34 protein-coding genes are annotated in these 23,825 nt (G+C 26.9%); 1 reads left to right on the top strand and 33 read right to left on the bottom strand.

The features are described from left to right. Positions 1-103: 103 nt before the first annotated feature. The 21 genes from NNC19_RS16780 to NNC19_RS16680 all read right to left on the bottom strand — a co-directional run bounded on the left by NNC19_RS16780 (position 104) and on the right by NNC19_RS16680 (position 13,487). On the bottom strand, positions 104-481 hold the full coding sequence (locus NNC19_RS16780; protein ID WP_310939828.1) for an Asp23/Gls24 family envelope stress response protein: 378 nt from the start codon (positions 479-481) through the stop codon (positions 104-106). An 87-nt stretch (positions 482-568) separates the two neighbouring features. After that, complete coding sequence (locus NNC19_RS16775; RefSeq protein ID WP_310939827.1) at positions 569-1,105, bottom strand: SpoIIIAH-like family protein; 537 nt, start codon at positions 1,103-1,105, stop codon at positions 569-571. A gap of 39 nt (positions 1,106-1,144) precedes the next feature. Then, positions 1,145-1,744, bottom strand: coding sequence for a stage III sporulation protein AG (gene spoIIIAG / locus NNC19_RS16770; RefSeq protein WP_310939826.1), 600 nt, complete (start codon positions 1,742-1,744; stop codon positions 1,145-1,147). A 13-nt stretch (positions 1,745-1,757) separates the two neighbouring features. After that, the gene (spoIIIAF, locus tag NNC19_RS16765; protein ID WP_310939825.1) at positions 1,758-2,324 is read right to left on the bottom strand and encodes a stage III sporulation protein AF; all 567 of its coding nucleotides are present in this window, start codon (positions 2,322-2,324) and stop codon (positions 1,758-1,760) included. A gap of 4 nt (positions 2,325-2,328) precedes the next feature. Then, the gene (gene spoIIIAE / locus NNC19_RS16760) at positions 2,329-3,540 is read right to left on the bottom strand and encodes a stage III sporulation protein AE (protein WP_310939824.1); all 1,212 of its coding nucleotides are present in this window, start codon (positions 3,538-3,540) and stop codon (positions 2,329-2,331) included. 9 nt (positions 3,541-3,549) lie between these two features. Further along, the gene (gene spoIIIAD / locus NNC19_RS16755) at positions 3,550-3,933 is read right to left on the bottom strand and encodes a stage III sporulation protein AD (protein WP_310939823.1); all 384 of its coding nucleotides are present in this window, start codon (positions 3,931-3,933) and stop codon (positions 3,550-3,552) included. Positions 3,934-3,941: 8 nt separating this feature from the next. Then, entirely contained in the window at positions 3,942-4,139 is a 198-nt protein-coding gene (gene spoIIIAC, locus NNC19_RS16750; protein ID WP_310939822.1) for a stage III sporulation protein AC, read from the bottom strand. A gap of 15 nt (positions 4,140-4,154) precedes the next feature. Then, positions 4,155-4,673 carry a stage III sporulation protein AB gene (locus NNC19_RS16745; protein ID WP_310939821.1) on the bottom strand — a complete coding sequence of 173 codons (519 nt, stop codon included), beginning with the start codon at positions 4,671-4,673 and terminating at the stop codon, positions 4,155-4,157. Then, entirely contained in the window at positions 4,661-5,557 is an 897-nt protein-coding gene (gene spoIIIAA / locus NNC19_RS16740; protein WP_310939820.1) for a stage III sporulation protein AA, read from the bottom strand. Before spoIIIAA ends, NNC19_RS16745 begins: the two co-directional genes overlap by 13 nt. Positions 5,558-5,732: 175 nt before the next feature. After that, positions 5,733-6,095, bottom strand: coding sequence for a CD1247 N-terminal domain-containing protein (locus NNC19_RS16735; RefSeq protein WP_310939819.1), 363 nt, complete (start codon positions 6,093-6,095; stop codon positions 5,733-5,735). A gap of 65 nt (positions 6,096-6,160) precedes the next feature. Further along, positions 6,161-6,718, bottom strand: coding sequence for an elongation factor P (gene efp, locus NNC19_RS16730; protein WP_310939818.1), 558 nt, complete (start codon positions 6,716-6,718; stop codon positions 6,161-6,163). A 146-nt stretch (positions 6,719-6,864) separates the two neighbouring features. Continuing rightward, complete coding sequence (locus NNC19_RS16725) at positions 6,865-7,230, bottom strand: hypothetical protein (RefSeq protein ID WP_310939817.1); 366 nt, start codon at positions 7,228-7,230, stop codon at positions 6,865-6,867. Continuing rightward, entirely contained in the window at positions 7,214-7,627 is a 414-nt protein-coding gene (locus tag NNC19_RS16720; RefSeq protein WP_310939816.1) for a hypothetical protein, read from the bottom strand. The genes NNC19_RS16725 and NNC19_RS16720 overlap by 17 nt, the downstream gene beginning before the upstream one ends. After that, the gene (locus NNC19_RS16715; protein ID WP_310939815.1) at positions 7,608-8,213 is read right to left on the bottom strand and encodes a hypothetical protein; all 606 of its coding nucleotides are present in this window, start codon (positions 8,211-8,213) and stop codon (positions 7,608-7,610) included. The genes NNC19_RS16720 and NNC19_RS16715 overlap by 20 nt, the downstream gene beginning before the upstream one ends. 33 nt (positions 8,214-8,246) lie before the next feature. Continuing rightward, complete coding sequence (locus tag NNC19_RS16710) at positions 8,247-8,660, bottom strand: hypothetical protein (protein WP_310939814.1); 414 nt, start codon at positions 8,658-8,660, stop codon at positions 8,247-8,249. Continuing rightward, positions 8,638-9,090 carry a prepilin-type N-terminal cleavage/methylation domain-containing protein gene (locus tag NNC19_RS16705; RefSeq protein WP_310939813.1) on the bottom strand — a complete coding sequence of 151 codons (453 nt, stop codon included), beginning with the start codon at positions 9,088-9,090 and terminating at the stop codon, positions 8,638-8,640. Before NNC19_RS16705 ends, NNC19_RS16710 begins: the two co-directional genes overlap by 23 nt. After that, entirely contained in the window at positions 9,083-9,490 is a 408-nt protein-coding gene (locus NNC19_RS16700; protein ID WP_310939812.1) for a hypothetical protein, read from the bottom strand. The genes NNC19_RS16705 and NNC19_RS16700 overlap by 8 nt, the downstream gene beginning before the upstream one ends. A gap of 22 nt (positions 9,491-9,512) precedes the next feature. Further along, positions 9,513-9,977, bottom strand: coding sequence for a type II secretion system protein (locus NNC19_RS16695; RefSeq protein WP_310939811.1), 465 nt, complete (start codon positions 9,975-9,977; stop codon positions 9,513-9,515). Continuing rightward, complete coding sequence (locus NNC19_RS16690) at positions 9,978-11,006, bottom strand: type II secretion system F family protein (RefSeq protein WP_310939810.1); 1,029 nt, start codon at positions 11,004-11,006, stop codon at positions 9,978-9,980. Further along, on the bottom strand, positions 10,996-12,354 hold the full coding sequence (locus NNC19_RS16685) for a GspE/PulE family protein (protein ID WP_310939809.1): 1,359 nt from the start codon (positions 12,352-12,354) through the stop codon (positions 10,996-10,998). The genes NNC19_RS16690 and NNC19_RS16685 overlap by 11 nt, the downstream gene beginning before the upstream one ends. A gap of 125 nt (positions 12,355-12,479) precedes the next feature. Further along, entirely contained in the window at positions 12,480-13,487 is a 1,008-nt protein-coding gene (locus tag NNC19_RS16680) for a hypothetical protein (RefSeq protein WP_310939808.1), read from the bottom strand. Between the two features lie 183 nt (positions 13,488-13,670). Here NNC19_RS16680 and NNC19_RS16675 point away from each other — a divergent pair, with 183 nt between their 5' ends. Beyond that, positions 13,671-15,413 carry an NFACT RNA binding domain-containing protein gene (locus NNC19_RS16675; RefSeq protein ID WP_310939807.1) on the top strand — a complete coding sequence of 581 codons (1,743 nt, stop codon included), beginning with the start codon at positions 13,671-13,673 and terminating at the stop codon, positions 15,411-15,413. A 39-nt stretch (positions 15,414-15,452) separates the two neighbouring features. Here the strand turns inward: NNC19_RS16675 and NNC19_RS16670 are convergent, their stop codons facing one another. From NNC19_RS16670 to NNC19_RS16615, 12 genes are all read right to left on the bottom strand, one after another. Further along, the gene (locus NNC19_RS16670) at positions 15,453-16,622 is read right to left on the bottom strand and encodes a class I SAM-dependent RNA methyltransferase (protein WP_310939806.1); all 1,170 of its coding nucleotides are present in this window, start codon (positions 16,620-16,622) and stop codon (positions 15,453-15,455) included. Positions 16,623-16,642: 20 nt separating this feature from the next. Further along, positions 16,643-17,179 (bottom strand): bifunctional pyr operon transcriptional regulator/uracil phosphoribosyltransferase PyrR, encoded by a 537-nt coding sequence (gene pyrR / locus NNC19_RS16665; protein ID WP_310939805.1) that lies wholly within the window; start codon positions 17,177-17,179, stop codon positions 16,643-16,645. 11 nt (positions 17,180-17,190) lie between these two features. Continuing rightward, positions 17,191-18,108, bottom strand: a complete 918-nt coding sequence (locus tag NNC19_RS16660) for an RluA family pseudouridine synthase (protein ID WP_310939804.1) — start codon at positions 18,106-18,108, stop codon at positions 17,191-17,193. Positions 18,109-18,263: 155 nt separating this feature from the next. Continuing rightward, positions 18,264-18,875 (bottom strand): DivIVA domain-containing protein, encoded by a 612-nt coding sequence (locus NNC19_RS16655; RefSeq protein ID WP_310939803.1) that lies wholly within the window; start codon positions 18,873-18,875, stop codon positions 18,264-18,266. A gap of 14 nt (positions 18,876-18,889) precedes the next feature. Next, positions 18,890-19,657, bottom strand: a complete 768-nt coding sequence (locus tag NNC19_RS16650; RefSeq protein WP_310939802.1) for a YlmH/Sll1252 family protein — start codon at positions 19,655-19,657, stop codon at positions 18,890-18,892. 3 nt (positions 19,658-19,660) lie between these two features. Continuing rightward, positions 19,661-19,933: a YggT family protein gene (locus tag NNC19_RS16645; protein WP_310939801.1), complete on the bottom strand. Its 273-nt coding sequence runs from the start codon at positions 19,931-19,933 to the stop codon at positions 19,661-19,663. 9 nt (positions 19,934-19,942) lie between these two features. Next, on the bottom strand, positions 19,943-20,401 hold the full coding sequence (locus NNC19_RS16640) for a cell division protein SepF (protein WP_310939800.1): 459 nt from the start codon (positions 20,399-20,401) through the stop codon (positions 19,943-19,945). Then, a complete protein-coding gene (locus tag NNC19_RS16635; protein ID WP_310939799.1) occupies positions 20,394-21,074 on the bottom strand; it encodes a YggS family pyridoxal phosphate-dependent enzyme in 681 nt (226 codons plus the stop codon). The genes NNC19_RS16640 and NNC19_RS16635 overlap by 8 nt, the downstream gene beginning before the upstream one ends. A 96-nt stretch (positions 21,075-21,170) precedes the next feature. After that, positions 21,171-21,902 carry a DUF881 domain-containing protein gene (locus NNC19_RS16630; protein ID WP_310939798.1) on the bottom strand — a complete coding sequence of 244 codons (732 nt, stop codon included), beginning with the start codon at positions 21,900-21,902 and terminating at the stop codon, positions 21,171-21,173. Positions 21,903-21,911: 9 nt separating this feature from the next. Then, positions 21,912-22,253: a small basic family protein gene (locus tag NNC19_RS16625; RefSeq protein ID WP_310939797.1), complete on the bottom strand. Its 342-nt coding sequence runs from the start codon at positions 22,251-22,253 to the stop codon at positions 21,912-21,914. Positions 22,254-22,264: 11 nt separating this feature from the next. Next, positions 22,265-22,993: a DUF881 domain-containing protein gene (locus NNC19_RS16620; protein WP_310939796.1), complete on the bottom strand. Its 729-nt coding sequence runs from the start codon at positions 22,991-22,993 to the stop codon at positions 22,265-22,267. Between the two features lie 13 nt (positions 22,994-23,006). Beyond that, the gene (locus NNC19_RS16615; RefSeq protein ID WP_310939795.1) at positions 23,007-23,750 is read right to left on the bottom strand and encodes an FtsQ-type POTRA domain-containing protein; all 744 of its coding nucleotides are present in this window, start codon (positions 23,748-23,750) and stop codon (positions 23,007-23,009) included. Positions 23,751-23,825 lie beyond the last annotated feature (75 nt).

Raw genomic sequence — 23,825 nt, 5'->3', positions numbered from 1 at the left:
TTTATATGTTTTTATAAAGTAAAGACAAAAGAGATATTTTCAGGAATGAAAATATCTCTTTTGTCAACGGTCTGAAGCCTCTGCCATAGCAGAGGCTTTTAAGCTAGTTCTCAGCTTCTTCTGTCTTAGGAAGATAAATGTTCTGAACATAAACATTTACTCCATCAACTATCAAACCTGTCATAGCTTCAACTGTTCTCTTTACATTTTGTTGAACTTCAGCTACAACATCCATTATCTTAACACCATATTCAACTGAAAGGGCTAATTCTATAGTCGCTCTATCTTCCTCTAATGTTACTCTAACTGTTTTACCTGCTGACTTCTTCCCTTTTAAAATTTGTGATATGTTTCCTGAAACTCCTTGTTGGAATCCCATGACTCCCTTTATTTCTTCGGCTGCTATACCAGCTATAACGCTTACAACTTCATCTGAAATCTTAACAATTCCAACATTATCTTCTCCATTGTATTCTTGCATTCCTTAATTCGCCTCCTAAGTCTTGATTCACAAAACTGACTAATCTTAGGTTCATTATATCAAATTGATTTTTATATTACAACGGATTTATTTTTTCACTTCAATTGAAACATCTTTTATATTAGAAGCATTTTGTACTATTTCTTGTATTTCTGCGCCTGCTTTTTCTGTAACACTATTCGTAGTTTTTACTATGACACTTGCTTTCTTTTGATCATCTGATATATCACATATTGCATCATCATAGCCCTTATTTTTTAAATTTAATTCTATTGTCTTCTGTTTGTCCTGCTTTAAAGTTACCTTTTGTAATTCGCTTGTTGCACTAGCTTTTTGTTCAGTAGTAGTATTAGTTCCATCAGCTATAGTTTTCAAACTTTGTATTGTCGCTGCATCCTTTTGTTCTCTTTCACTTCTAGCATCAATAAAGAAATCTGTTTGGCTTAAAGTTTCTGCATCTTTATTTTCTTCATTATCTGTTTTATTATTGTCATCTGTTAATAAAGCTGCACTTAAATCACTTGGATCATTAAATCCCCCATTATTCAATTTTGCTGCAAGTAATGCAGTACAAACTATAAGGGCCAATAATGTACATATTATCCCTAATTGTTTTTTAGTCATATTGTTACTCCTCCCATCTAATATCTATTGAATTATATGCTACTTGTCCATAGTATATACCTTTACCTTATTAGCAGAAAGTCCATATAAATTCTCCACTGCCTTTTCTATATCACTTTTTATTTTGCTACTCTTAGCACCTTCTGCAACTACTAAGACTCCAGTTACCTTAGGTTTATATGTCTCCAAAATAAATGGTTCACTATCACCACTTTGTGTTGACATAACTACCTTTGAACTATCATTTTGTTGATTATTTATACGTTTGCCTCCATCCTTATCTGTTTCTTCTGTTGTAGTATTTTGTTTATTTTCATCATAAGCTGGAACCTTAACCTCTCCACCTTCAAAATTTATCATACAATCAACTTTTCCAGCTCCTTGTATTTTCTCTAATAAACTTATAAGTTCTTCTTTTTGTTTTTCTTCATAATTTTTAATTTCAGCTTCAGTTGGTTTCTCATCTGTATTCACTTCTCCATTTTTAGAACTTCCTCCTCCTGTAGCTATAAACTTAGGTATAAAAACATTAATAGCTATAAGTACAAAGGCCAAAACTAATAGTAAAACTAATAAATTATTAATTTTCTTATCATTGAATATTTTTTTTAGTTCATTTAATATCTTTTCCTTATCCATTTTTCCCCTCCTTTTAACTGTAATGCACTTCTATTTTGTCTTCCCCTATGTCTAGTTCTTCACTCAAAAATTTTTTAATTTTTTTTTGTGTACCGTCTTCTGACTTTTCTTCTTCAGTGTTTTTCTCTAAATCTACTTTTTCTACTTTTTTTACTCCTTTTTCTTGTGCTTCAATCTTTAACTTTGTAACTTTAAAACTCATATTAGTAAAATCTACCTCACAATCAACATCACTACTAAAACTATAATTATCAAATTCTTTATTTAGCAGACTTACACAATTTTTATTGAAGTTACTTTTAAAACTCTCCTCTCGTATCTTTTTATTTTCTTCCAATCTTTTCTCATCTTTATTATCGCTTGTTATCTCTTTTGAGTATTTATCTATCCCAGCAGTCAAAACTGTTTTCCCATTTGTTAAAAATTGTATTATTGGATTTAAAATAACAGCTATTAAGATTAATCCCAAAACAAATTTAAGATACTTTTTCATACTATTATCTGGCCCTATTAGTTCAATAGCAGTTATAAAAATCAATGTTGTAACAAGAGTAACCACAAAATTTTTAATAAGCTCCATTTATTTATCCTCCTACTACAAATTTCCCTGCTGATGCCATTATTGCAAGTAAAATAAAAAACATTAAGCTTACACTAAGGACAGTAGATAATAGTAAAACTAAAGAATCTCCAGCTGCAGCTATAGTAGAAGTTATTCTTTTATCACTTATAGGTTCAACTAAAGCTGCTGATAGTTTATATATTAAAACCATTAATACCATTTTAACTATTGGATAAAGTATCATAAGTATGATTACTATAAGTCCAATACCACTTATTGCATTTTTTATAATTAATGAATAACCTGCCACAGATGTTATAGCATCTGAGAAGGCTTTTCCAACTATAGGTACAAAGTTATCAACTGCAAACTTTGTTGTCTTTAAAGTTACAGCATCAATTGTAGTTGAAGTTATACCTCTAATAGTTAATAGTCCAATAAAAATAGTTATGATTATTCCCTGCATCCATATGGTTGATTGTTTTACAAGTTTACAAAGGTTATCTATTTTATGTTCTTCTGAAAGATTGTTTGAAAATTGTAATACAAATCCTATTAATATTAAAGGAACTATTAAAGTTGTATAAATTCTTGGAATAATCACAACAGCTCCCATAACTATTGGATCAATAGTAGTAGCTTGCACAATTCCACCTGCTAAACTAATCATCGTTACCAGAACTGGTAATATTGCAGCCATAAAATTTGATATATCCCCAATAACATCTTTAGCTACCGAAATTGATATTAAAAAACTTTTAGAAAGAACCATAACCAAAACTGCATAACATGCATAAAAAGCAATTTGTGATATACTTTTACTGCTAAAAGCATCTTGAAGATTATTTAATAAGGAACATAATATTGCTATTGTAATCAATGAAAATGCTAGTTTTAGCACACTTCCTACTTCCTTAAATAGTAAGTTAACTACAGCCTTCAACACTTTCTCTACAGAAATATTACCTTTTCCTTCTTTTATATAACTCTTAACATATTCCAGTGGATTTAACTCATTCATAAGTTCCACATCTGTTTTTCTTTTATTTATAAAATCATATAGCTTATCTAAATCTTTTTTAGTATTTTCATCTATCAATTTATTATTGTCTTCTATTTGATTATCTGTTTGGTCTTTTGTTAAATTTACTTCGCTATATACCTTTATGGGGTTACCAGATATAATAATCAAGTTTATTACTATTAAAATCATTAGTCTTTTAAATTTTTTCATAATTTACCTCTACATAATCTGCAATATTGAATCTAACACAGCCATTAATATTGGAATTGCTAATACTAATATAAATATTTTTCCTGCAAATTCCACTTTAGAAGCTAAGCTTGAAGCTCCAGCATCTTTGCATATTTCACTTGCAAAAGAGGCTAAATAAGCAATAGCTAAAATCTTTAAAACTATTCCAAGATAAATAATATCAAATCCAGCTTTCTCTGCTATATTCTTAAGAAAAGTAATTATTTGAGAAAGCTCTGTTAAACAGAAAATAAATACTAAAATTCCTGCTGCCATCATAACTAATACAGCTAAATCTGATCTTTTATCCTTAAAAAATAAATACAGAAATAACGCAACCAAAACAAAAGATATTACTTTAAGAATTAACATATCATCACCTAAAATAAGAACATAGTCTTAACTGAATTGAACAAATCACTTATAAGTGAAATAACCATAATTAATATAATTACAATACCTGCTATATTTATAATGGCTGCTATTTCTGATTTTCCACTACTAGTTAACACCTTATCTAAAATAACTAAAATAATTCCAGCTCCAGCAATTTTAAAAAGTATACTTAAATCTAGCATTACTCTCCTCCTCAATTACAACAATAATATGGATATCATAATTCCAACACAAATACCAAGATATCTATAAAGCTTGGTATTTTTTTTTGATAATTCATAAGCTTCATCTATATTAATCTTTAAATTATTAAGTGATAGTTTGAAGATTTTTTCTTGGCCATACACTCCTGACCCCCCCAGTGTTTTAATAAAATCTTCAAGTACGCTTTTATCTTCTCTTTCATAGAAGAATTCCTTATCAAAATCAGCATATGTTTTTTTAAAAGCAGAATAAACATCATATTCTGTTCCATTTGTTAATTTTTCTGAGACACAACTTAAAAGTAAACTCAAAGGTTCTTTAGTCTTATTAGAAATATCCATAAAAGCTTCTGGAAGAGGTGTATTATTAAATACAACTTCATTTTCTAGTATAGTAATACATTTATAGCTTTCCTTTAACACTTCATATCTCTTTCTAAAACTTTCACCATATATATACCCTGTTAATGTACAAAAGCTAAAGATCACTAATATAAGCATTATCTTAAGCATTTTATCTTGCCTCCATATTCTATAGAATATATTTTTTCTATAGTCCCTACTCCTTTGCTATTTCCAAGTATTATAACTCGCTCTAATATATTATCTGAAATTATTGATTCAAACACCTTTCTATTAAATAAATCTTCTATACTATATCCATGTAAAGTTACTATAATGTTAACCCCAGAATTAAATGCCATATGAAGAGATTCAATATCTTTTAAAGTACCAATTTCATCACATATTAAAACTTCTGGCGAAAGGGATCTAATTGCCATTATCATTCCTTCACTTTTCAAGCAATTATCTAAAACATCCGTTCTTATACCAACCTTCATTTGGGGTACTCCCATAAAACTTGCTGCAATTTCACTTCTTTCATCTATAATTGATATCTTCTTACCAAAATCAGATAAGCTTCTTGTTATATCCCTTAAGATAGTAGTCTTTCCACATTTAGGTGGAGAAATTATTATAGTATTGAAAACCCTTTTTTCTTCATACACATACCTAATCACTTCTTTAGAGCATCCTATTATCTCTCTACATATACGAATATTTAAAGACGCAATATTTCTTATAGTTTTTATTTTGCCTCCATCCATAACACATTCACCAGCAATGCCTACTCTATGCCCACCTTTAATTGTTATGAATCCTTGTTTAATTTCTTCTTCATAAGCATATAAAGAATAATTTGAAATTCTTTGAAGAATATATTTAATATCCTCTCTTGATGATATATAACTCAGCACTGATTCACCTTTAGAGGAAATTACTATAATTGGCTTATTAATTTTTATTCTTATTTCTTGTAAACTATTATCATTAACATATTCCTCTAAATAAGTTATTATATTATGTGGAAATATTGTTTTTATATCATCCTGCACTTTATCACTTCCTTCTCTGTAAGTACTCTATATTTAATTTTTATTTTACTTGGAGAGGAATTATTACATTCTTATAAAAAAATATGTAAAACACTTTTTATTTATATAAAAAAGAGTTGCCTTTCTAATAATTTCTCTATTATTAGAAAGGCAACTCTTCTATATGTATATGTATTTATATTATATTTTCATTGCAATATGGACAAGATATTTTATCATTTTCCTTTAATGCTGATGTTTCTATAAAGATTATTTTACCACAATGTTTGCAATTTACTTCTTTAAATTCTTCTTCTATTTCATCTAATTCTTCTAAAGTAACTTCTTGAAAAAGCTCTTCTTGAAGATTTGATATATCATCATCCATATACTTAAAATTTTCTGCTAGGACAGTTTCATTAACTAGTATTTCTTGAACCTTAGCTGATAATCCTTCTAAAACACCTAATACATTTCCAAATATCTCTTTATAATTTTCATCTTGTACCTGAGAAATTTTAGTGCTTAAATCCTCTATCTGCTTTTTTATTTCTTTCATAATAAACACATCCTTACTAGATTAAAAATTGCTAAGTTAAAAAACTTAGCAATTAAAAAAACATATTAAACTCTTTCCATATAGTCGCCAGTTCTAGTATCTACCCTTATTACATCACCTTCATTAACGAACATTGGAACATTAACTATTGCTCCTGTTTCAAGTGTTGCTGGCTTTAATGAATTTGTTGCAGTATTTCCTTTAACTCCTGGTTCACATTCAGTAATTAATAATTCAACAAAGTTTGGAGCTTCAACTGAGAAAGCATCTCCCTTGAAGAATTTAATTATTGCAAACATATTTTCCTTTAAATATTTTATTGCATCTTCAACTTTTTCATGGTTAAGTGGAATTTGTTCAAATGTTTCTTGATCCATGAAATAGTAAAGCTCACCATCTGAATATAAATATTGCATTTCTTTTCTTTCAATCACTGCTTCTTGGAACTTTGCTGATGGGTTGAATGTTGTATCTACAACTGAACCAGAAATAACATTTCTAAGTTTAGTTCTAACAAAAGCAGCTCCTTTACCTGGTTTTACATGTAAAAAGTCTAAAACTGTATAAACTTGTCCTTCGTTCTCAAAAGTTGTTCCTTTTCTTAAATCTCCTGCTGATATCATAGTAATATCCCTCCAAAATGTATAAGTTTCACAATAAATACCTCTAATATAGTATGGTAATTTATTTTGTTTATCCTTCTAATCGCATAACAATATTATTTTATCAGATGAAAAAGATAAATGCAATTATTTATGTTTACGTTCCCCTAAAATTCTCCTTTTGGTGAATATTTTAACGTAACTTTTCCTTTAATAATATTTTTATTAAAATTAATATCGTAATCTTTTATTAAGTAATTTTCTAAATCACTTATCTTTTTGAAAAATACTGATTTTGATCCTTCTACCTCAATATCTATTAAATAAGTTTCATTTTCCTTTTTCGCATTGACAAAACTTATTTCTTTATTTTTTAATTCTGCTATTGCATCACTTAATTTTATCTCTTGTGTATCATTAACAGCTATATCTTCTGATTTCTTGGGTTTTGAAACACAAAAAAAGGTTAGCAATTCAAATACAACTAAAAAAGTTAAAAATACTATATATCCTTTTCTATTTATAAATTTCATTTTGAACAACTTGTAGTCTATATTTATTTTCACCTAAATCCTCCATAGTATTAATAACAATATTTTCATCTTGTAAAATTCCCTCTAAGTTTTGTTTATCATACACATATACATTACCTTCATTTCTTGTAAGATTTCCCTCAAAACACATATCTATAATATTAAACCAACTATACAATTTCTTATTATCTTCATTTTCATTTAATCTATTATAATTAATAACTGTCTTTTCTTCTTTCATATTAGATTTGATATTTCCAACAGATATAGGTAATAATATACATGCTATTACAGTCATTAATATAGCATCTCTCTTTTCTGTATTATCTAATTGATTATTTTTAGCTCTAATAAAGCTTTTAGGTAAGAAGTCTTTATTATATAAATACTTTTTCATTTAAAATTCTCCTTAATTCTAATTCTTGAATTTTAATTTTATATACAAACTTTCTATAATCGATCCCTTTTTCTATATACAATACACATTTATTTTCAATAATATTAATTTTTTTAATCATATCTTCTAAATCTTTAAACACATAAGACTCTTCAACAAAACCATTATTAAAATAATAGTAATAGTATTTTTCCATATATTTAAAACCACAAACATAAATTTTATCTCTAATCTTTTTTCTTAATTTTTGCATAACATAAAATTGTAGTGGAACAACTTTTATCTTATTTGCTCCATTACATAACTTTGAAACTACCTTTCCACCTTTTATTGCATAAATATAAAGAACATCTTCTTTTTTATTAAAATTGTAATCAATAAGATATTCTTCATCTTTTCCAAAAGATTCTTCCTTTATCTTTTCAATTTTATCATTTGAAATCTCTTTATAATTCACACTTGTTCTTTTTACATATATATCTTCATCTAAAATTATAATATATCTGGTTTTACTTAAATTTATATCATCAAGAAATGTTTGTTTTTCATAAGCAAACCCTTTATAAATAAATTTTTTTTTACCCATTAGTACTAAACTTTCTCTCAAAACAGCTCTCCCTTACTTACATAATTTTTCTTGTAGAGGCAAAAATATTATCCCTTCTTCCTTTGACTTATATCTTAAATATGTTTCATATCTGAGCCCTTTATCAATATATATATAATGAAACTTATCAATCTCTTTTACATATGACAACTTCATTCCATCTATCAAATCTTTTTCAATCCCCTTACTTCTTATTTCATTAATAAATTCCCTATTATCTTTTGAATATTTATTTAGTGAACATAACGCTCTTTCAATATCTCCTAGACTATAAATATCATCTTTTTTATGTTCTAAAGAATTGTATAACTTATTGTTAATAACAACTTTTATAGCTAAACATGATATTAATGAAATAACCATCAATATCAGTAGAACATTCACAAGAACATACCCTCTTTCCTTAAATACACCTCTTATATTCATTTCCACCTTTCTCTATAGTTACATACATTATCCTTCCTTTATTTTTTACATGAAAATTACTTATATTAGATATCATCGTATTTCTAGTTGTATATTTATCTAAATTTCTTATATCAAAATATTTTATAACTAAATTATTTTCAAGCCGTGATATCTCTTGTATTTCATAAATACTTTTCTCATTACCTTTATAAATAATAATTTTATTTTCATCACTTGTTACCCTTTGTACCTCATTATCGTTTAAAAACCTATCTAAGTCTAAAAAGCCTTCATTGATTGAATTTAAATCTAAACTCATATTCACTGTTTTAAAAAAAGCATTTGTAGAAGTTACTAATATTTTAAATCCTATTGCCATAATTAATACTGACAAAAACATATACACAATACATTCTATTAAAGTAAACCCTTTATTTTTTTTATACATAATCCATCCACTCAGCTTTTAAAAGATTTTGTTCTTCTTCTATCCCTTTATATATAATTTTAACTTTAATTATCATGTAATCTTCCTTATCTTCCAATAACTCTATTTCAACCTTTTTATTTTCTTTAATGCTCCTATCTAAACTTAGTAATGATTTATTTTCCAACGTGCTCAATAAATTTTTATCATAGCTTATTATTAATTTTTTATTCGTAATCTCATTTTTAATTTCTTTATATAAGAGATTGTATTTTACTTCACTACAAATAGCATAAAGACTATTATTTACTTGCTCCCTCATAAGTCTATCCTGATTGGAATTAATCAAATTTTTTACTATATTAAAAGAGCAAACAATACAAATACTTACTACAAATAAAGATATTGAAACTTCAATCATTAAACTTCCTTTTTTTCTTACTTTAATTTCCTCCTTCCTTAACTACTATCACATTACCACCTACTTGTATTGTAATCTTAAATATTTCATTATCTTCATTAATTAAATTTATAGTTGTAGGAGCTACATAACCAGATGGATTTATATTTAACGAAATTTTTTTTAAATCTTCACCATTATTAAAAGGTTTAAGTTTTAAATTCTTTCTAATCTCTATACTTTTAACAACATTGATATCTACAACTAAACATACAGTTAAATAATTCTCATCATTAATAAATTTGATGTTTCCATAAGTATTATTATTTACACAATATACTTTGCCATAACTTAATATATTAACTATTTCATAAAGATAACTTTTTGTTTCAACTTGCTCATATCGTTTCTTTAATATTTTTATACCTAATACTCCAATACTTAAAAATATAGTTAAAATTGCCAATACAGCTATAATTTCAATTAATGTAGCCCCTCTTTTTTTCATTTATACATACCCCGAATATATCATATCTACCATAGGCATTATAAAAATAATAATAAATATTAATATTAGTGTAGCTATAATTCCAATAGAAATTGGTGAAATTATTGATACTATATTTTTTAATTTTTCTGATATTGAACTCTCTAATCTTGATTCTATCTTTTGAAGGATACTTGATAAATTCCCACTTTTCTCTCCTAATCCAATCATAGAACAAGTATATTTAGATAAAAATTTGCTATCTTTAACCCCTTCACTTATTTCATTACCTTTTAATATTTCCTCATTAATTTTAATCAAAACATTTTTTATCACTACAATATCTGTTGAATTAATACACAATTCAATTCCTTTTGTTAATTGAATTCCACTTGAATATATAACCGATAGTAATAAAACAAATATATATTCATAATATTCTCTTATAAAATTAATTTTTAATAAAACTCTAGTAAAATCTTTATTTATTGCACCACTGAGATGCTTAATAACCAAAACTATTGCTATACTCCAAAATATTAATGCAATAAAGCTTATCATAATATTTTCTAGAATCCATGAACTAGCAAAGTAACATACTTCAATTACCTTTGGAATTTTACTACTAATAGAACTAAAAGCTTCATATATATTAGGAATAATAAGAAAGAATGAACATATAGTAAACAATATAAATGTTAATAAGATAAAAACTGGATATCTTAATTCACTTTTAAGTTTTTGCTTCACATCATTAATTTGACAAAAATATTTACCAATATTTTCTAAACATTTACCAAGTTCTCCACTACTTTCTCCCAAAGAGATAATCCCTATGAAAAAATTTGGATATAAATTACTATATTCTCTAAATCCATCAGCTAATGAATTACCCTTCAATATTTTTTCTTTGATAACTTTCAAACTTTTCTTGTAACTTTTACTTATATGCAATTCTGATAATAATTCAAAAGACATATCAATAGGAATTCCATCTTCATATAGATTAGCTAAGTTTTCTGCAATAATTGATAATTCTTTATAATTCATCTCTATCTAATCTTTCTCCTTCAATAAATTGCAAATAATCATAGTAATCTATGCTCTCTTCTTTTAATAATTTTTTTAATACTAGTAGCATCTGATTATTGGATAATACATTTTCATTTTCATATATGTTTTTAGTACATTCATTGCCAAGATAATGTACTGATGATACTAATGTTCTCCCAACAAAACCTGTTCTATTGCAATTTTTACAACCATTTTTCGCAAAAATGGGAATTACTTCAGAGTCTATATTTATTTCTCCAATTTTTCTTTTACATTTACTGCAGATAACTCTAATTAATCTTTGAGATATTACCCCAGCTAAAGAAGCTCTCACCAAGTATGATTTAACCCCCATTTCTTCAAGCCTTAAAAACACTTCACGAGGAGATTTTGTGTGAATAGTAGAGTATACTTTATGTCCTGTTATAGAAGCTCTAACAGCCATTTTAGCTGTCTCTTCATCCCTTATTTCGCCAACCATAATTACATCTGGATCCTGTCTTAAAACACTTCGTAGCCCTGATGCAAATGCTAATCCGATCTTCGGATTCAAATTTATCTGATTTATTCCTTCAAGGGTTATCTCTATTGGATCTTCCAATGTTGTAATATTTATATGATCAGCTTTAACTTCATTAATAATTGAATATAAAGTAGTTGACTTACCACTTCCTGTAGGCCCATTAACTATTACCAACCCATTTTCTAAATTGATAATTTTTTTTAACACCTTTAATTGTTCTTTTGTGAAATTTAAACATTCTACACTTGATAAATATTTTTCTCCATATAATATTCTTAAAACTATTTTTTCTCCATAAATTATAGGTATTGATGATAATCTACAATTATAATTTATATCTTCATATGTCATAAATAGTTTTCCATCTTGTGGCTTTCTTTTTTCTGTAATATCCATATTAGATTTAATCTTTAACCTAGAATTTATCTTTCCATACTCTTCCAGAGTTAATTTTCTAACCAAAACTAAAGATCCATTAATTCTAAATCTCACATTCACATCATTTTTGATAGGTTCAAAGTGAATATCACTAACTTCCATTTTTATTGCTTCCCCAAATATTCTTTCCTCTATATTTTCATAATTATAATCTAATAAAATATCTATTAGATGCATTAATTCCTCTTTATCTATCTCAATATAAACTATTTCCTTCTGCAATAAAAATTGTAAATATTCTCTTCCTTTTTCATTATTATTAGTTGTACCAACATAAATTTTATCTTCTTTTTTATATAGTGGAATCACTTCATATGTTTTAGCTTGATTTAAAGTAATCTTTCTCACTATATTAAGATCTACATCCTCCATTATCTTTATCATTTTTTAACCTCCTCTTTATGTAAATATTTCCATAAAAGCTTTATCCTATTCCTACATCTATTAATTAAATATAAATAAAAGAGGATTTTTAAACAATTTTAAAAATCCTCTTTTATTTATGCTATTTAATTGTGTTTTACAAAACCATATTCATCCAAGCTATCTTTTATTTTACTTATCGAACCATCTTTAGAGAGTTTATATACTTCTTCACATTTGGAATTTGCTATACTTTTTCCAATAAATAAAACATTTCCTTCACTATCCATATCTAATCCTTTATTCTCATCTATTTCAACTGGAAAATCAAAAACCTTTCTCTTCACATCTCCCTTAGAAACTTTATATAAAGAAACATTGTTATCTTTAACTTTACCTATAAAATAATAACATTCTCCATCTGTAACAATATCTGAAACAAATGTTATAGTAGAAGGAAGAAATTCTTTTTCTTCTCCATTCCTATCTAAAAGTTTAACTATTTTTTTATTATCTAATGTTTCTTGAATACAAATTACTCCACTAGAAACATTTTTAATAAATTGAATTACACCTCCATCTAGTTTATAAAAAATATCTTCTTTTTTTTCTTTTAAATTATATTTAAATATTCCATTAACTCTATCATCACTTATCCCATAATAAGCAATAGTATCTTCATCTATCCAATCCATATATGTATCTGATATTGCTACTTTAGAATTAAATTCAACTGAAGTACCATCTTTTAAAGAAATAATCTTTAGATTTAAAATTCCTTCTTCTTTTCTAAAATAACTTAAATAATTTCCATTTGGTGATAACTTTAAATCAATATCATCTAAACTAACATCCTTTAGTTCTTTTATATTTCCCAAATAAAAGGAATTAAATTTTCCATCTTTTTGAGTTATATAATTTCCACTAGCACTATCATATAAACTAACTAACTCATCGCTCTCTAATTTTTGATACTTTCCATCTTGCAAATCATAATTAGAATAGGTTCCATTCTCATTTTGGATTATTGCCCCTTTTTCAATCTTTACTCCATCAATCTTCTTTTCCTCATTACTACTTTTACAAGAAATCAAAAATAAAGAACCTAATACTACTGCAAACACTTTATATTTGGCACTTCTAAACCCCTTCATTCTTTCTCCCTCTTACACTTTTAATGCTACAAATTCTATACATTTTCTTTTCTCATTACCATGATACTATCTATTTTATTCCATTACAATAGCGAAATTTACATAATTAATACTATTCCTGTATCTTAACTAAATTTTTAATTAATGATATACTATGAGTATTAGAAAGTGAGGATGAATAAAATGGCACTAGACGGAATTTTTTTGAATAGTTTATTATATAATATAAAACCTATTCTACTTGATTCTAAAATAGATAAAATTAATCAACCAGAAAAAGATGAAATAATTTTAACTGTTCGAAAAGAAAGAAAAAATTATAAACTTCTTATTTCTTCTTCTTCAAAATTTCCTAGAATGCACTTTACAGAAACATCAAAGGAGAATCCATTAAAAGCTCCTATGTTTTTGATGGTCTTAAGAAAATATTTAATTGGAGGACGTATTACAAATATTAATCAAAAAGATGGTGATAGAATAATTGTCATGACTGTAGAATCTTCTGATGAAATGGGCTTTAACAGCGCCTATTCCCTTATTGTAGAAATAATGGGTAGACATTCTAATATAACACTTGTACGTGATAGAGATAACAAAATAATGGAGTCAATAAAACACATTACACCAGACATAAATACTTATAGAGTCCTTTATCCTGGAGTTAATTATGTGTATCCTCCATCAACTACAAAACTAAGTCCAAATGATTTTTCACAAACTAGTTTTATAAACTATATTAATGAGAATAATCTCGAACTTAATGATAATTTTTTCTTTAAAACTTTCACTGGAATATCCAAAACTATTTCAAAAGAAATATTTAATGAAATTGCTATAAATCAATTAACTCTAGATGATTTTTCATCATTATATAATTTTATTAGTAGCTATTTTAAGAATTTACTAACCATTTCAGAATTCTTAATATACAAAGATAATGCAGGTTTATATAAAGATTTTTATTGTTACAAATTTAAATATATTTTTAAGGATTTGTGTACAGAAGAATATAGCTCTCCTTCAATTATGTTAGATCATTTCTTTAACATTAAAGATAAGCAAGAACGTCTTACTAATAGATCAACTGATTTACAAAAGCTGATACATACAAATATTGAAAGATGTAAGAAGAAATCAAAAATTTTAAACGAAAATATTGAAGAAGGTCAAAACAAAGATATATACAAGATTAAAGGAGATTTATTAACTTCGTATATTTATACCATAAAACAAGGTGATACAGACGCTAATATTCAAAACTTTTATTCTGAAAATGGGGAATATATAAAAATATCTTTAGATCAATACAAGACACCTTCTGAAAATATACAATCATATTATAAAAAATATAATAAATTAAAAAAATCAGAAGAATGGGCTATAGAACAACTTAAGAAAAATGAAGAAGAACTTGAATATTTAAATTCAGTCCTAACTAACATACAAAATGTAGATTCATATAATGAAATTGAACAAATTAAATTAGAATTAATGGAAACAGGATATATAAAACATAAAATATCTAAAAAAGGTACGAAAAAAACTAAGACTGATAAACCACTGCACTTTATTTCATCTACAGGATTTGATATTTATGTAGGGAAGAATAATATACAAAATGATTATTTAAGCTTAAAATTTGCTCATAGAAATGATCTTTGGTTACATACTAAAGAAATTCCTGGTTCTCATGTAATCATTAAAGGAATAGATATCGATGCTACCTCCATAGAAGAAGCTGCTATAATAGCTGCCTATTATAGTAAAGGCAAAACAAATTCAAAGGTTCCTGTTGATTATACTGAAGTACGTAACCTAAAAAAACCAAATGGAGCAAAACCAGGTATGGTAATTTATTATACAAATAAAACTATATATGCAGATCCACAAAAATATGAAATTTTAGAAGTAAAAAAGGTAAATTAAATAAAAATGCACATTCTATAAAGTTTGTGCATTTTTTATTTACGAATTTCTAATCATTTCTTGAATAACCGTATCCCCTTGACCCTTTATCTCTTTATTATCCATATACTGATAATAATAGCATTTCAGTTTTCCATTATAAAACTTTCTATTTTTAGTGGATTTTTTACCAAATGGTCTCTCAAATCCCTCATAGGATGTTAAAATATTAAATTCCCAATCTGTATATTTATTTTTATAATCTCCAAAAATTTTATATAATTTTTCCACTTCATCCTTTTCACTTAATCTTTCACCATAAGGAGGATTAGTTATTATAAATCCATTCTTCTTTCTGTGAGAGAATTCTCTAAAATCTCTATGTTGGAATTCTATATATTCACTTACACCTGCTTTGTGAGCATTATTTTGAGCTGTCCTTAATACCCAAGTATCATTATCATATCCAATCAATTTTATATCTTTATTCTTTTGAGCTCTTCTTGCCCCTTCTCTTACTTGTTTAAATATATAATCTGGCATAGATGGCCATGTTTCACAGACAAACTCTCTATTTATACCAGGTGCTATATTTTGCATTATCAAAGCAGCTTCTATTAATATTGTTCCTGATCCACAAAAGGGATCAATAAGTTCATACCTATCTTGCCACCTAGACAATAAAACCATTGCAGCTGCTAAAGTTTCTTTAAGTGGTGCAGCTCCTGAATTTTCTCTATATCCTCTTTTATGTAAACCTGAACCTGAAGTATCTATAGTTAATGTTACCTTATCTTTTAATATAGCTACTTCTATCTTATATACTGGGCCATCTTCTTTAAATTCATTTCTACCATATGCTTCACTCATACTTGTTATAATGGCTTTTTTAACTATAGATTGACAGTCTGGCACACTATGTAATGTTGATTTTAATGATTTACCTACAACATGCATTTTTCCATTTATAGGTATAATTTTACTCCAATTAACTTTCTTAGTTCCTTGAAATAATTCTTCAAAACTTTTAGCTTCAAATTCAGCCATTTGTATTAATATTCTGTCTGCTGTTCTAATATGAATATTAGCAATAGCTATATCCATCTCATCTCCAGAAAAGAATACTTTACTAGTTTCAGTTTTTACATCATCGTATCCTAAGGTTTTTAATTCTTTAGCAGTTATCCCTTCTAATCCAAAGGTCGTTGTAGCTATTAAATTATAATCCATATTTTCATCTCCTTTTTAACCTAATCTTCATATATTTTTACCGAATCTTCGTTATCTATTTCCATAATATGTACAGCAATTTTTTCACCTCTTGATGTTGGAATATTCTTTCCTACATAATCTGCTCTAATAGGAAGCTCCTTATGACCTCTATCTATCAATACTGCCAATTGAATTACATTTGGTCTAGCAACATCTATTACTGCATCCATAGCAGCCCTAACAGTTCTACATGTAAATAACACATCATCAATAAGTATTACTTTTTTATTTTGCACATCAACTCCAAGCTCAATATTTGATACTTTAGGAGTCTCTTGCTTATAAGTTAAATCATCTCTGTAAAATGTTATATCAACACTTCCAACTGGAACTTCTACTCCTTCAATTTTCATTATTTCTTTTGCAATTCTTTGAGCCAAAGGATATCCTCTTCTTTTAATTCCAACTAAAACAATTTCTTCTACTCCCTTATTTCTTTCAATAATTTCATGGGATATTCTAATTAAACTTCTTTTTACTGCTTTATCATCTAGCAGGTTAGCTTTCAACTTCATATTTTTACCTCCTAAATAATTTCATTACGTAATTTTTCTAATAAATCACTAAAATATTGTGGTAAATCTGACGTAAACTCCATGTACTCTTTTTTAGTTGGATGTATAAACCCTAGAGTTTTTGCATGTAACGTTTGTCCATCTAACTTATATTTTTGTTTTTTAAATCCATATAGTGGATCCCCTACTAAAGGATGTCCAATGGATGTCATATGAACTCTTATTTGATGAGTTCTTCCAGTTTCTAAAACACACTTAACTAATGTATAGTTTTTAAACCTTTCAACAACTTCATAATGAGTTACTGCTCTTCTACCACCTTCAACAATTGCAATTTTAAGTCTATCCTTTTTACTTCTTGCAAGAGGTTTATCAACAATACCTTTTTCTTCTTTAATTCTACCTTCAACTAAAGCATAATATTCACGTTTCATAGAATGATTTTTTAATTGCTTTGACAAAAAATTATGAGCATTATCATTTTTTGCAACAACTAATATCCCTGTTGTATCTTTATCTATTCTATGTACTATACCTGGCCTAATTACTCCATTTATTGTAGATAAATCTTTACAATGAAATAACAAGGCATTAACCAAAGTACCATTATAATTTCCAGGTGCAGGGTGCACAACCATTCCTTGAGGCTTATTTATTACAATCACATCTTCATCTTCATATACTATATTTAGTTTAATATCTTCTGCATCTATTTGTAATTCTAATGGTTCAGGCAAAACAACTTTTATTTCATCAAAAGATTTTAATTTATAGTTGCTTTTTATTTCTTTATCATTAATTAGTATATTTCCCTTTTGAATCAGTCCTTGTAGATATGATCTAGACTTATCTTGAAAAACTTGAGATAAATATTTATCTATTCTTTCTCCTTCAAAATTTTCTTCTACTACAAAAATAGTTTCTTCCATAATTCTACACACCTCATCATCGTATTCTTTAACATTATAATATAACATTTCCTATTACTCAATTATTAATTACATAGTAAGTATTTATTATCTACAATTATCAATAAAATAAAAAAGAACCACCTATTTATAGCGGTTCATTTTCAAAAAAACAATTAATCTTCATCCTCATCCTGTTTAGCAAAAAAACTTTTTATTTCATCCATATCTTCATCAGAATCTTTATATGAATCTACAGTATTCTCATTAAGTTCTATTTTTTCTTCTCTAACAATTTCATCTTCCACAGGAGTGGAAATATTATAATTTTTATTAAAATCTTTTTCTAAATCATCAAAGGTTTCTAATTGTGTATTTATAAAGTTTCTAAACTTAGCCCTGAATTTTATAAATTCTTGTTTTGTTCTATCAAATTCTGCATTTATTTCAATAACATCAGTATGAGCCTTATCTAAAATTTTTTGAGCTGTTTCATTTGCATTTTTTATTATCATATCAGCTTCTTTTTGAGACGATGCTTTTGCCTGTTCTGCTGCATTTTGTGCTAAAATCAGTGTATTTTGTATTGTACTTTCAATTTTGGAATAATGCTCATTCTTTTCTGTTACACCACTTAACTTCTCTCTAAGTTTTGCATTGTCCTTATATAACTCTTCATAATTTTCAATTATTTCATCAAGGAATTCATCAACCTCTTCTGCTGAATAACCTCTCATCATAACTTTTTTAAATTCCTTATTATTTATGTCCATTGGTGTTAGTTTCATAAATCTCACCTCAACTATGTATATTTTTTAATTGCAACCCTAAATTTACCACTTTTACTATTACCTAATATGTCACCTAAAATAAATTTTCCAAACCCTCTTATTGTTATTCTTTCCCCAGTTTGTATTTCTAAAGATTTACTTTTTACTAAATTATAATCTATTAAAACTTTTCCTTCATTAATCATCTTCTGTGCTTTATCCCTTGAAACCTTTGCAATTTTTGAAATAATTGCATCAACTCTTAAAGACTGCACTAAAATTACCATTTCTAAAAATTGAACAACTGGCGGAATAAAATCATTTGGTAATATTGCTACATTACAAGGAGACTTTCCAACTGATTTTAGATTTTCTATTACAAAATCACTTATTTCCTCACAAACTGGAAAGTAGCAACAATTATCATTTACTAATAAATCTCCTATTTTTGTTCTTTTTATCCCTAAAGCTAGTAACGCCCCCAAAAAATCTCTATGACTTAGTGTACTAAACTTAGATGAATTTGTTATTTTTATCATCTTAAAAGGAAAAGGAATTTCATATATATTATTAAATGCTATCATCCTTCGTTCTGAATCTTCAAAATACCCATTTGATGAAATACTAAACTCCTTACTTCCTAGAGATTTTTCAAAAAACTTCCATACATTTGGAGAATAAAAATTATTGCCAAAGAGAGGTATATCCCTCTCTTTAGCCATAATATATTTTTCATATAAATTTAGAACTTCCGTCCTATCATCATCGCCAAAATTTTTTAACAACACTTGCTTATCCATAAACTAATACATCCTATAAATTAATCTACTTAATATTTGACTTAGTATTTGAAGCGCAAATAGAGCTAAAATTGGTGATACATCTATTGGCGAATTTCCAAAAAACCTATATTGTAATCTTCTAAAAGGTTCTAATATTGGATTTGTAATAGTTCTTAGCAAATTCATTATTTCATTTGTTCTATCTTGTATTACCCAAGATAATAAAGCTTCTACTATAATTACTAGCTCAAAAAAATTAATAATTTTTATTAAAAAACTTATTAATATTCCCATCAAGCCCTCCTATCTAGACCAGTTAAATACAGCTTTTGAACTTAATTCATTTTTAAGTTCATTTGTAACTTCAACATTTGATGGAGATAATATATATACACCTTTTTCAATTTCTTGAAGCTCTCCACCTAATGCATAACAAGTTCCGCTTATAAAATCTAATAATCTTTGAGCTATCCTTATCTCTAAAGCTGATGTATTTACAAGTACTATCCTTCTTGATTTTAATGCATCACTTATTTCTGTTGCTTCCTCATATGCTACAGGTTTTGTAATAGTAACCTTTGTTGCTGACGAAGTGTGGATATTAACTACTTTGTTGTTTCTTTTATTATTATTTTGAAGTACAGGTTCTATTTCTTCCTCTTCTTCATTTTCTACATCATCATAGTCTGCGTATTCATCATACTCATCACCATATTCTCCAAATCCTAAAAACGACTTAACTTTTCCTAACATATTACTCATTACTTTCTCCTCCCACATTATAATTTCTTTTTCCAAATATGCCTTCGCCCACTCTAATCAAAGTAGATCCTTCTTCAATAGCAGTTATATAATCATGGGTCATCCCCATAGATAATATCTCCATATTGACATTTTTAAATTCTTTTTTCTTTAGTTTATCAAATATTACTTTTGTTTCCCTGAAGTACTTACGATTACTTTCTTTACTTCCTTTAGGGATTATAACCATTATCCCTTTTGCTTTTACATTATTACATTTTTCCAACTCATTTATTAAATCATCAAGTTCTTCAAGTACTATCCCACTTTTGCTATCTTCCCTGCCAATATTAATTTGTATAAGGACATTTGCAATTTCCCCACCCTTTTCAAATTCTTTTTCAATTTGCTTTAGTAATTTTATACTAGATAAAGAATGAATTAAATAAACTTTACCAACAATGTACTTTACCTTATTAGTTTGAAGGTTACCTATAAGATGCCAATTCACATCTTTATGAAACTCTTCTTGCTTTTTAATCATTTCTTGTACTTTGTTTTCACCAAAATCTCTTATCCCAGCCTTATATGCTTCCTCCAATTCCTCTAATGGCTTAGTTTTAGAAACAGCTAAAAGCTTAGTTGAACTTGGCAATTGTTTTCTTATCTCTTCAATATTTTGACTAATACTCATAATAGTGTGCCCCCTTTGAGTAAATAATCCTAAGTATAGTTATTCTTCACAAAAGTTATATTTCCTTCATAACTTAATTAAATTTAATTATTTATGTTAATTTTTTTTAATATATTCTTCTGCATATTTCATTTCTGAAATATTAGCTGCCTTAAGAGTAATATTATCTTTAACTTGAAGCTTTACTGATAAACCTCTTATTTTTAATCTTTTAAAATAACTCCCATCTTGTGAAATTAGAGTTTTCATGCTTTCTTGGTCACCTATAGCATAAATATTAAATGGAGCTGATACCATGTCCCCATCTTCAAACTCCAAAAAAGCATATTTACATGTTAATGCTGTTAATGGCGAAATTCGATGATTATTTATTGATATTGCTTCTGCACCTGCCGATTTCAATTCATTTAATAATGAAAACATATCAAAATCATGCAATGTTTTATTTAACATCTCTTCTTGACTGTCATAAGTATTGTTAATTATTGCATCATTAACCGTAATAACTACACCTGGTCCTGTTACTTCATTAAGTCCTGTAAGCATTCCATAATCACGAACTTCATCCTTCATATCATTTAATATTTTATCATAATCAATATCATGATTATTATATTTATCAATTTTTTCTTTTACTTCTTTATTATTTGATTTTAAACTACCAATCTCTTTTAATAAATTATTTTTTGTTTCAATAGCATTTTGATATTCTTTTGCATTTAGTTGAAATGATGAATCAAATCCTTCAAAGCTAAAATTACCAGCAATTAAGAACCCTACTATAATTGTAGAAATAAATACAACTATTTTAGCTCTTTCGTTTTTCATTTAATCACCTCATCGCTTTGATTTAGCCTTTTCAATTAAAAGTCTTCTAATTATTGCAAAATTGTCAAATATCCTTCCTCCAAAAACAATAACAGCTGCTATATATATAGGTATACCTAGTTTATCTCCTAAATATGCTAAACCTGCTGCAAGAAGTGAATTTCCAAAGAAACCTGAAATAAATATATTTGCTTTAAAATTATTTGATAAATTAGCTCTAAAAGCTCCAAATACAGAATCTAAACATGCTAAAATAGCAACAGACATATATGGTGAAAACTTTTCTGGAATATTTACATCTACTACAAATCCCATAATAATTCCAATTAAAACTCCAATTGCTGCTATCATCTATTCCCCCCCTATTCTTTCACTGCCTTAATATAATCACTCTTTAAAGATTGTGTTGTCTTATCTATTTCAATATCATCAACTAATTTTACATCCACATCATAGTTAGCAAGAGAACCTGTTGTTAAATTATAAGATGACTGAAATTTTACTCCAGCATTTAAATTGGTCTTATCTCCTATAACCTTGATTACAATCTTCTCTTTAGGACTTACCTTTCCAGCTGATCCCACCCATAAATAATTACCAGAAGATTCAATCCCAGTCTGTGGAGTAATCCTAAAATCATTAACTGAAATGGCTTCAGCTCTTGAGAACCACAATAAATTAATTATATTGATTAATTCTTTTTCATCTAAATCTGTTGATGAATTATTTGAATTTGCTCCAAAAATATTTGTCTTAGGTGTTATGTTAATAACTATTCCCTCTCCTTTAACATCCACTAGTCCAAGCTGCATTCTTGCTGTATCCAATTGTTTTTTTACTTCCTTTTCAACCTGTCCTTCTTGTGTTGCACTTTCCTCAATTTTCTTTAACTCTTCACTTAGTGATGCATTGGTATTTGTAAGTTCTTCTTTTTCTTTTTTCAAACTTTCTATTTCGCTCATTATATTGGAATTATTATAACTTGTATTAGTATCTTCAGTTTTCGATAATACCTTAAACTGATGAGTTAATAAAAATCCTAAAATTGCACATACAATTGCTACAACTATTTGAGATGCTGTTTTTTTCATCATATACCTCCTACTACTGAATATCTGGTGATCCATTAAAACTAACATCTATATATTTCTTTGCTATATTTTGTTTATAAATTACAGCAGCTGTTTTAATTTTTTTTACTAAATTCTCATCATTTCCTAGTTTAACTTCAATTTCACCAAAACAAACTTTAATCTTAGAAAGATTACTTATATCAAGTAATGTAATCTTAGCGCTCTCACCATTATCATCTAGAAATTTTTGTACCTTATATGTATTTTTTAATATTTCACCAACTCTATCAGAATCCCATAAATTATCACCTAATTTTTTATTTGATAAATCTACTCCTTTTACTTCAATTAAATTTCTACCCTCTATTGAATTAGTTTTTTCTAAATAAATCATTTGATCATTAAAAATATTGTATTGTCCACTTTCTAAATAATAAAACAAACCTTTTTTCTCTTTTACACTAATTTCTAATGTATTAGGATATTTCTTTTTAAAAGTTATCTCTTCAACATATGGGTTATCTTTTAATTTGTCCATAAATTTCTTCCTATTTACAAATAAAAGATTTTCTCCTTTTAATTCTTCTGATTTTTCAACTACAAAATTCCCTGTAACAAGATTTTCCCCTACACATTTTATATTCTTAATTTTAAAAACATCTGTATATGTAACCAAAATTCCTATAATAATTACAATTAATACACTTAACACAATAATTCTTTTTATTCTTCTCTTTTTTCTAGCTTTTCTTATATATTGATTGTTATTCTTCACCATAAACATCCTTATCCTATAATCACCCAAATTATATGTTATTTATATAATACCATTAAATAATGTCAATTTCAT

Origin of the sequence: Clostridium sp. SHJSY1 (assembly GCF_031626875.1) — a bacterium.
In the GTDB taxonomy this organism is placed as follows: domain Bacteria; phylum Bacillota; class Clostridia; order Clostridiales; family Clostridiaceae; genus Clostridium.
This window is presented reverse-complemented; position numbering and strand designations above follow the sequence as displayed.

Coding starts and splice junctions, on each gene's coding strand:
- NNC19_RS16780 (WP_310939828.1), bottom strand. CDS start 481: ATGCAAGAATACAATGGAGAAGATAATGTTGGAATTGTTAAGATTTCA.
- NNC19_RS16775 (WP_310939827.1), bottom strand. CDS start 1,105: ATGACTAAAAAACAATTAGGGATAATATGTACATTATTGGCCCTTATA.
- spoIIIAG (WP_310939826.1), bottom strand. CDS start 1,744: ATGGATAAGGAAAAGATATTAAATGAACTAAAAAAAATATTCAATGAT.
- spoIIIAF (WP_310939825.1), bottom strand. CDS start 2,324: ATGGAGCTTATTAAAAATTTTGTGGTTACTCTTGTTACAACATTGATT.
- spoIIIAE (WP_310939824.1), bottom strand. CDS start 3,540: ATGAAAAAATTTAAAAGACTAATGATTTTAATAGTAATAAACTTGATT.
- spoIIIAD (WP_310939823.1), bottom strand. CDS start 3,933: ATGTTAATTCTTAAAGTAATATCTTTTGTTTTGGTTGCGTTATTTCTG.
- spoIIIAC (WP_310939822.1), bottom strand. CDS start 4,139: ATGCTAGATTTAAGTATACTTTTTAAAATTGCTGGAGCTGGAATTATT.
- NNC19_RS16745 (WP_310939821.1), bottom strand. CDS start 4,673: ATGCTTAAGATAATGCTTATATTAGTGATCTTTAGCTTTTGTACATTA.
- NNC19_RS16735 (WP_310939819.1), bottom strand. CDS start 6,095: ATGAAAGAAATAAAAAAGCAGATAGAGGATTTAAGCACTAAAATTTCT.
- efp (WP_310939818.1), bottom strand. CDS start 6,718: ATGATATCAGCAGGAGATTTAAGAAAAGGAACAACTTTTGAGAACGAA.
- NNC19_RS16725 (WP_310939817.1), bottom strand. CDS start 7,230: ATGAAATTTATAAATAGAAAAGGATATATAGTATTTTTAACTTTTTTA.
- NNC19_RS16720 (WP_310939816.1), bottom strand. CDS start 7,627: ATGAAAAAGTATTTATATAATAAAGACTTCTTACCTAAAAGCTTTATT.
- NNC19_RS16715 (WP_310939815.1), bottom strand. CDS start 8,213: ATGGGTAAAAAAAAATTTATTTATAAAGGGTTTGCTTATGAAAAACAA.
- NNC19_RS16710 (WP_310939814.1), bottom strand. CDS start 8,660: ATGAATATAAGAGGTGTATTTAAGGAAAGAGGGTATGTTCTTGTGAAT.
- NNC19_RS16705 (WP_310939813.1), bottom strand. CDS start 9,090: ATGTATAAAAAAAATAAAGGGTTTACTTTAATAGAATGTATTGTGTAT.
- NNC19_RS16700 (WP_310939812.1), bottom strand. CDS start 9,490: ATGATTGAAGTTTCAATATCTTTATTTGTAGTAAGTATTTGTATTGTT.
- NNC19_RS16695 (WP_310939811.1), bottom strand. CDS start 9,977: ATGAAAAAAAGAGGGGCTACATTAATTGAAATTATAGCTGTATTGGCA.
- NNC19_RS16690 (WP_310939810.1), bottom strand. CDS start 11,006: ATGAATTATAAAGAATTATCAATTATTGCAGAAAACTTAGCTAATCTA.
- NNC19_RS16685 (WP_310939809.1), bottom strand. CDS start 12,354: ATGATAAAGATAATGGAGGATGTAGATCTTAATATAGTGAGAAAGATT.
- NNC19_RS16680 (WP_310939808.1), bottom strand. CDS start 13,487: ATGAAGGGGTTTAGAAGTGCCAAATATAAAGTGTTTGCAGTAGTATTA.
- NNC19_RS16675 (WP_310939807.1), top strand. CDS start 13,671: ATGGCACTAGACGGAATTTTTTTGAATAGTTTATTATATAATATAAAA.
- NNC19_RS16670 (WP_310939806.1), bottom strand. CDS start 16,622: ATGGATTATAATTTAATAGCTACAACGACCTTTGGATTAGAAGGGATA.
- pyrR (WP_310939805.1), bottom strand. CDS start 17,179: ATGAAGTTGAAAGCTAACCTGCTAGATGATAAAGCAGTAAAAAGAAGT.
- NNC19_RS16660 (WP_310939804.1), bottom strand. CDS start 18,108: ATGGAAGAAACTATTTTTGTAGTAGAAGAAAATTTTGAAGGAGAAAGA.
- NNC19_RS16655 (WP_310939803.1), bottom strand. CDS start 18,875: ATGAAACTAACACCAATGGACATAAATAATAAGGAATTTAAAAAAGTT.
- NNC19_RS16650 (WP_310939802.1), bottom strand. CDS start 19,657: ATGGATAAGCAAGTGTTGTTAAAAAATTTTGGCGATGATGATAGGACG.
- NNC19_RS16645 (WP_310939801.1), bottom strand. CDS start 19,933: ATGGGAATATTAATAAGTTTTTTAATAAAAATTATTAATTTTTTTGAG.
- NNC19_RS16640 (WP_310939800.1), bottom strand. CDS start 20,401: ATGAGTAATATGTTAGGAAAAGTTAAGTCGTTTTTAGGATTTGGAGAA.
- NNC19_RS16635 (WP_310939799.1), bottom strand. CDS start 21,074: ATGAGTATTAGTCAAAATATTGAAGAGATAAGAAAACAATTGCCAAGT.
- NNC19_RS16630 (WP_310939798.1), bottom strand. CDS start 21,902: ATGAAAAACGAAAGAGCTAAAATAGTTGTATTTATTTCTACAATTATA.
- NNC19_RS16625 (WP_310939797.1), bottom strand. CDS start 22,253: ATGATAGCAGCAATTGGAGTTTTAATTGGAATTATTATGGGATTTGTA.
- NNC19_RS16620 (WP_310939796.1), bottom strand. CDS start 22,993: ATGAAAAAAACAGCATCTCAAATAGTTGTAGCAATTGTATGTGCAATT.